We start from the raw sequence: 6769 nt of genomic DNA, 5'->3' as shown, positions 1-6769 counted from the left end.
GTCCCCCCGGGGCGTTGCGCGGCGCCGTCCGCCCCCGGACGGGGATATCGTCTGGAGGTGGACCAGCCGACTCCCCATCCCGGCCCGTCGGGATCCGAGGCCCAGCCCGTCGTCTGCGCGGGCTGCGGCACGAAGGCCCCGGGCGAGATCCCACCCACCTGGACCTGTTCGGTGGAGAACGGGACCAGACAGTACTTCTGCGTCGACTGCGCGCGCGCCAACCTCCGGGCCATCGAGGGCAGGCTCGACTCGTCCTGGTGGTGACGCGCCCACGCAGTCACTCGGCGGAGGCGAACCCCGGCAGCCAGGTGTCCAGTTCGTCCCGCAGCCGCACCGTTGCGCCGAGCTGGCACAGAACCCCGATGGTGCTCAGCGTCACGCGGTGGATCAGCAGGTAGGAGGGCGGCAGGTTGATCTGCCGGCCCAACTGGTGCGCGGGGGAGCGCGGATCGGCGATCCGCGCCGCCTGGCCGCGCAGCCACGGCCGGGTGAAGGTGAACTCCTCGGCCTCGGCGGGCTCGATGATCGGCCTCAGGTAGTCCAGCACCGCGTCGGGATCCAGCTCGACGGACTCCTTCACGAACCCCTCGGCGCACAGGTGCCCGTAGACCCCTTCGGCGTCACCGTCCAGCGTCATCCGCAGCGACCTGCCGATGGGCCTGGGCCAGCCCCCGGGCAGCCGGTCGACCGTGCCGAAGTCCAGGACTCCCAGCCGCGTCCGGCCGTCCGCCCCCGGTACCAGCCGGAAGTTGCCCGGGTGCGGGTCCGCGTGCAGCAGACCGGTACGCGCCGGACCGGAGAACAGGAACCCGGCCAGCAGCTGTCCGGCGCGATCCCGCTCCTCCTGCGTACCGTCGGCTATCACCTCCGACAGCGGGGTCCCTTCCATCCACTCGGTCACCAGCACCTGGTCGCCCTGGTGCACGACGTCCGGCACGATCACGTCCGGGTCGTCCACGAAGGCGTCCGCGTGCGTCCGCTGGGCCTCGGCCTCCAGTTCGTAGTCGAGTTCCTCCGCGACCCGGTCGCGCAACTCCTTGATCAGCGGCTTGATCTCCATGCCGGGGACCAGCGGCCCCAGCAGTCCCGCGAACCGGCCCAGCTGCTTCAGGTCCGACAGCAGCGCCTCACCGGCCCCCGGGTACTGGACCTTGACGGCCACCTGCCGGCCGTCGTGCCACACCGCCCGGTGCACCTGCCCGATGGAGGCCGCCGCGGCCGGCTTGTCCTCGAACTCCTCGAACAGGTCTCGCCAGTCGGCGCCGAGACGGTCCGTCAACACTTGGTGCACGGTCGTCGCGGGCAGCGGCGGGGCCGCCTCCTGGAGCTTGGTCAGCGCCGCCCGGTAGGGTCCCGCGACCTCTTCCGGCAGGGCCGACTCGAAAACCGACAGGGCCTGCCCGAACTTCATGGCACCGCCCTTCAGCTCCCCGAGCGTGCGGAACAACTGCTCGGCGGTGCGCTGCTGGAGCTCGCGCGCCACGATCTCGGCGGACTTGCCCCCGATCCGCTTGCCCAGCCCCCACGTGGCCCGGCCCGCCATGCCGAGCGGCAGCGCGGCCAGTTTGACGGTACGGGTGACCGCCTTCCGGGGAAGATCAGACATATGCCCCTCCATGTCCCAGACAGCTGCGCCCCGAACGGCGGATTCAGGAAGGGCTCCGCCGACCCGACAGCCTCAACGCATCCTGTCATGGCCCTCCCGGCCGATCCCCGCCCGATCCTCCTCAGCTGACCCGCCCGCCCCACAAGGGCAGTCGGGGTGCGGGTGGACCGGGCTGGATTCCCAGTGCAGGGCGGGGAGGGCCGCCTCCCAGCGGGAGGCGGTGGAAGCGGGCAACTGTCCGTCGAGGAAGGCGAGTGCGTGGGCCGCGGCCAGCCCGGCCACCGCCGTGGACAGGCCCAGGTCGCAGGCCGCACTCGGGCGGCGGCGGTGGGCCGAGCGCCACTGCACCAGCATCCTGGGCCAGGCCGGGTCCCGGTCCACCCGGTCGCGCTCCATGCACCCGGCGCAGGCCGTCGACCCCGGCAGCACCAGCGGCCCCACCAGCCCAGTCCCCTCCAACACCCCTGCGTACAGGTGCGGGATGCCCGCGGCGACCCAGTCCGCCGCGGCGTCCGGATCCGGGGCCCAGGCCTGCAGCCCGTCCCGGGGCGCGACGATCACCAGGGCCATCCCCGGCTCCGCCCCCTGCTCCTCCCCGGCCCGCGGGGTGCGCCCTGGGGCCGACCCGCGCACCAGCCTGCCCGCGGATTCGGCCCGCGGCCGGCCCACGCTCCCGGTGTCCAGCCCGCCGGGCGCCACGTCCGCCGGCTCCACCCGGCCCCCGTCGAGCACCTCGACCCGGCCCACACCGGCTCCCGCCAGGACCGCGGCGATGACGGCCCCCACCCGGCCGCTCCCGCGCACCCGGACCCGTATCGCCCGGCGGGCGGCGATCCCCCGCAGGTCCCCGCCCGGCTCCCGGTGGACCAGGGACAGCGAACCCAGGTCGGGCCCCAGCCGTTCCACGGTCTCCGGAAACGCGCGCAGGGCCTGGGCCCGGGGTCCGCCCGCCGTGGCGTCGTCGAGCAGACCGGCCCCCGCCAGGGTCCTGACCACCTCGTCGGCCCGGCCGTCCGGCAGCCCCATCCCCGAGGCCTCGGACCGCAGCAGCTCCATCCCCCGGGTCCCGTCGATCCGGTCGATCAGCGTGCCCGTCGCCGTGTCCACGGGGCCGAGCACCACCGCGTGCGCGGGTGTCACCCCGAACTGAACCGTCTGAAGATCCCGCCAGGCCCGCGCCAACGCCGGTTTCACCCTCGGATACATGTCCGGTCCCCCTCGATATCCCGTGCGCACTGGCACTGATCCGTTTCCCGTACTTCCGCCACAGTGCCCGCCCGCCGGAATCCGTGCAGGAATTTGTCCACAGGTGCGAGGTATCAGGCATATGAGATGAAGGGAAATGAGGTTCCGGAAAACGGCTGGGAATCCCTCGTGTTCGAACCGCGGACGGGCGGGACTTCCGCCACCGCGACCGGGTACCGTCGTGGCGTGTCCGCCGACCCCCCGCAGCGCGCCGTCGAAGTCCGCCGGAGCGCGCGCCGCCGCAGGACCGTATCCGCCTATCGCGAGGGTGACCGTACGGTCGTGCTCATCCCTGCCCGGATGTCCGAGGCGGAGGAGCAGCGCTGGGTAGGGGTCATGCTCGACAAACTGGCCGCCCAGGAGAGCAGACGCACCTTCGGGGACGCGGAACTCACGGAACGGGCCGCGCAGCTGTCCGAACAGTACTTCGACGGCCGCGCCCGCCCCCGCACGGTCCGCTGGGTCACCAACCAGAACACCCGCTGGGGCTCCTGCACTCCCGCCGAGGGCAGCATCCGGCTCTCGCACCGGCTCCAGGGGATGCCCGAGTACGTCGTCGACTACGTGCTCCTGCACGAGCTCGCCCACCTCCTCGTACCCGGCCACGGACCCCGCTTCTGGGAACTGCTGGAGGCGTACCCGCGCACCGAGCGGGCCCGCGGCTTCCTGGAGGGCGTGGTCGCCGCCGAGCGGCTCCCGAAGGTCCCCGCCGCCCGCGAGGAATGAGCCCCCCGGCCCGCCCGCCGGCGCGCGGGCCGTCCGGCATGCCGCACGCCGGGTTTTGTACCGGGTCGGTACCGGCTTGGCCGGATGTCGGCAATTGCCGTTAGCCTGAGCGGCACGCATTCACAGTCGGGATGGGGGACGGTCGTACGTATGGCCAGGGAATTCCAACGCGGCCACAAGGCCAAGATCAGTGATCTCACGGCGGGCACCGATCTGTACGTAGGTGTCCAGATCGCAGGGTCCGGACTCGCCTTCGACATCAGCTGTTTCGGCCTGGACGCCAACGAGCAGCTGTCGGACGACCGTTACTTCGTCTTCTTCAATCAGCCGAAGTCGCCGGAAGAGTCCATTCAGCAACTCGGTGCGCAGTCGGGCGACACCGAATCCTTCCGGGTGACGCTGGACCGCATTCCGGCATCCATCCACAAACTGTCCTTCACCGCCACCATCGACGGTCCCGGACAGATGTCGCAGATCGGCCCCGGCCACATCCGGATCGTGGCCGGCGGCGAAGAGGTCGTCCGGTACGCGTTCACCGGTGCGGAGTTCACCACCGAGCGGGCCGTGATGCTCGGCGACTTCTACCTGAAGGACGTGTGGCGCTTCGCCGCCGTCGGCCAGGGCTTCGACGGCGGGCTGGACGCGCTGCTGCGGAACTTCGGCGGCGAGGTCGCCGAGGAGGCGCAGCCGGCGCAGCAGGCCCCGGCCGCCGCCTCGCCCGGGTTCGCCCCGCCGCCGCAGGCGGCCGCCCCGGCTCCGGCCTTCGGCGCCCCGGCCCCGGCTCACCAGGCCCCGCAGGCCCCGGCCCCCGCGCCGGTGCACGCCGCGCCCACCATGGCGGCACCGCTCGCCCCGGCGGCCCCTGCCCCGTACGGCCAGCCGCCGCAGCCGCCGCAGCCCTCGTACGGCCAGGTCCCGGGCCAGGTCCCCGGTCAGTACCCCGGCCAGGTCCTGCCGCCCGCCCCGGCCCCGGCCCCCTACGGGCAGCAGCCGGGCTACGGCCAGGTCCCCGGCCAGCAGCCGGGCTACGCCCCGCAGGGGGTACCCGCCGCCGGTGCCGGCCTCGCCGCCGCGCTCCAGCCGTACAAGGAAGCCCCCACCGGCAGCCGCTGGACCCCGCAGAACCAGCAGCTCATGCGTGTCGACCTCGCGATGGGCGGCCAGGCCGTCCTCGCGCGCCAGGGCAGCATGGTCCTGTACCAGGGCAAGGTCGACTTCAGCTACAAGGGCGCGGGCTTCGCCGGCCGCATCGTCGGCAACGCCACCGGCCAGGAGATGCAGCTCATGCGCTGCACCGGCCGCGGTCAGGTCTTCCTCGCGGAGAACGGCGCCCACCTGCACGCCATCGAGCTGCAGGGCGACGGGATCTGCGTCTCCGCCGAGGCCGTCCTCGCCTTCGACGAGTCGCTCCAGCACGAGGTCCGCCGCATCGAGGGCCACGGCATCCCCGGCGGCGCCCTGTTCACCATGCAGTTCCAGGGCACCGGCACGGTCATCGTCAAGACGCACGGCGTCCCGGTGGTCCTGCCCGTCACCCCGACCACCTTCGCGGACAGCAACGCCATCGTCGCGTGGTCCTCCGCCTCGCAGGTGATCATCTCCAGTCAGGTCCGGCTGCGGCGCAACGCCTACCCCGGCCACAGCGGGGAGACCGTGAACCTCCAGTTCCGCGGCGCTCCCGGCAACTTCATCGTCGTCCAGCCGTACGAGGTCTGAGGGAGCCCGACATGAACGCAATGAACCAGCAACTCGCGGGCTACGCCCCCACACCCGTCACGGCCCGCATGGAGAACCACGGCCGGGCCATGCTCAAGGTCGCCATGCAGAGCGGCCAGGACCTCTTCGCCCGCACCGGTTCGATGGTCGCCTACGAGGGCTTCGTCCAGTACGAGCCCAACCCGCCGGCCGTCCGTCAGATGGCCTCGCAGTGGGTCACCGGCGAAGGTGCCCCGCTGATGAAGTGCACCGGCGACGGCCTGCTCTACCTGGCCGACTACGGCGCCGACGTGGTCGTCATCAACCTCAACAACGACTCGCTCTCGGTCAACGGCACCAACCTGCTGGCCTTCGATGCCCACCTCCAGTGGGGCGTCGAGCGGGTCAAGGGGCTCGCCAAGTTCGCCGGCCAGGGCCTGTTCAACGTGCAGATCGCGGGCACCGGGTGGGTCGCCCTGACCTCCCGCGGCACCCCGATCGTGGTCGACTGCGGCCGAGGCGAGGACGAGACGTACGTCGACCCCGACGCGCTTGTCGCCTGGTCGCCGAATCTCAAGGTCAAGGGCAAGCGCAGCTTCAAGGCCTCGTCGATGATCGGCCGAGGCAGCGGGGAGGCCTACCAGATGGCCTTCTCCGGCCAGGGCATCGTCGTCGTACAGCCCAGCGAGGACAGCACCGACCGGCTCCGGGCCCGGGGCTGAGGGGGAGCGGACACATCATGCAGAGCGCACTTTTCGCCCACGCCGAGGCGCAGTCCCAGGAGCGGTACGCCGTCCAGAACCCGCAGCTGCTGCGGGTCTCGCTGACGGGCTCCGACGACGTACTCGCCCGTAAGGGCGCGATGGTCGCCTACCAGGGACTCATCGACTTCGACGGCGAATACCAGACCACCGGCCAGCGCAACGCCCGCCGCCGCACCGGCGAGGGTTTGGACCTCATGCGCTGCTCCGGGCAGGGCACGGTCTACCTGGCCAACCTGGCCCAGTACGTGCACGTCGTGGACGTGGAGCAGGACGGCCTCACGGTCGACAGCAGCTATGTGCTGGCGCTGGACTCCACCCTGCACACCGAGGTCATCGCGGTGGACAGCCAGTACGGGATCTCCGGCTCCGGCAAGTACCAGCTCAACATCTCCGGCCGCGGCAAGGTCGCCCTGATGACCTCCGGGCAGCCGCTGATGATGGAGGTCACGCCGGACAAGTACGTCAACGCCGACGCCGACGCGATCGTCGCCTGGTCCACCTCGCTGCGGGTCCAGATGCAGGCCCAGACGCACTCCAGCGGAGTGTGGCGGCGGCGCGGCAACACCGGCGAGGGCTGGGAGCTGAGCTTCCTCGGCACCGGCTTCGCGCTGGTGCAGCCCAGCGAGGTGCTGCCGCCGCAGAACGCCCAGCTCGGCCAGGGCGTCGCCGCGCAGTTCGGCATGGGGCAGCACGGCTCGCACGCGCAGAACCAGAACAACGCCTGGAACTGACG

General features: G+C 71.9%; 7 protein-coding genes. 5 read left to right on the top strand and 2 right to left on the bottom strand.

All coding sequences use genetic code 11. From position 1 onward, the window contains the following. The coding region (locus ACWGIU_RS25260) for a hypothetical protein (RefSeq protein WP_453709365.1) at window positions 1-264 on the top strand (264 nt) is incomplete at its 5' end. A 13-nt stretch (window positions 265-277) separates the two neighbouring features. On the opposite strand, the gene ACWGIU_RS25255 is transcribed toward ACWGIU_RS25260, so the two are convergent. Continuing rightward, on the bottom strand, window positions 278-1606 hold the full coding sequence (locus ACWGIU_RS25255; protein ID WP_453709363.1) for an ABC1 kinase family protein: 1329 nt from the start codon (window positions 1604-1606) through the stop codon (window positions 278-280). A 72-nt stretch (window positions 1607-1678) separates the two neighbouring features. After that, window positions 1679-2812: a ThiF family adenylyltransferase gene (locus tag ACWGIU_RS25250; protein WP_453709361.1), complete on the bottom strand. Its 1134-nt coding sequence runs from the start codon at window positions 2810-2812 to the stop codon at window positions 1679-1681. Window positions 2813-2938: 126 nt separating this feature from the next. Here ACWGIU_RS25250 and ACWGIU_RS25245 point away from each other — a divergent pair, with 126 nt between their 5' ends. The 4 genes from ACWGIU_RS25245 (at window position 2939) to ACWGIU_RS25230 (ending at window position 6767) form a co-directional block, all read left to right on the top strand. Further along, window positions 2939-3577 (top strand): M48 metallopeptidase family protein, encoded by a 639-nt coding sequence (locus ACWGIU_RS25245; protein ID WP_453709359.1) that lies wholly within the window; start codon window positions 2939-2941, stop codon window positions 3575-3577. Between the two features lie 150 nt (window positions 3578-3727). After that, a complete protein-coding gene (locus tag ACWGIU_RS25240) occupies window positions 3728-5293 on the top strand; it encodes a TerD family protein (RefSeq protein WP_453709357.1) in 1566 nt (521 codons plus the stop codon). A 20-nt stretch (window positions 5294-5313) separates the two neighbouring features. Continuing rightward, entirely contained in the window at window positions 5314-5994 is a 681-nt protein-coding gene (locus ACWGIU_RS25235; protein ID WP_453709367.1) for an AIM24 family protein, read from the top strand. 17 nt (window positions 5995-6011) lie between these two features. After that, window positions 6012-6767 carry an AIM24 family protein gene (locus ACWGIU_RS25230; RefSeq protein ID WP_453709355.1) on the top strand — a complete coding sequence of 252 codons (756 nt, stop codon included), beginning with the start codon at window positions 6012-6014 and terminating at the stop codon, window positions 6765-6767. Window positions 6768-6769: the final 2 nt, after the last annotated feature.

This window comes from Streptomyces sp. NPDC054840 (assembly GCF_053611065.1).
This window is presented reverse-complemented; position numbering and strand designations above follow the sequence as displayed.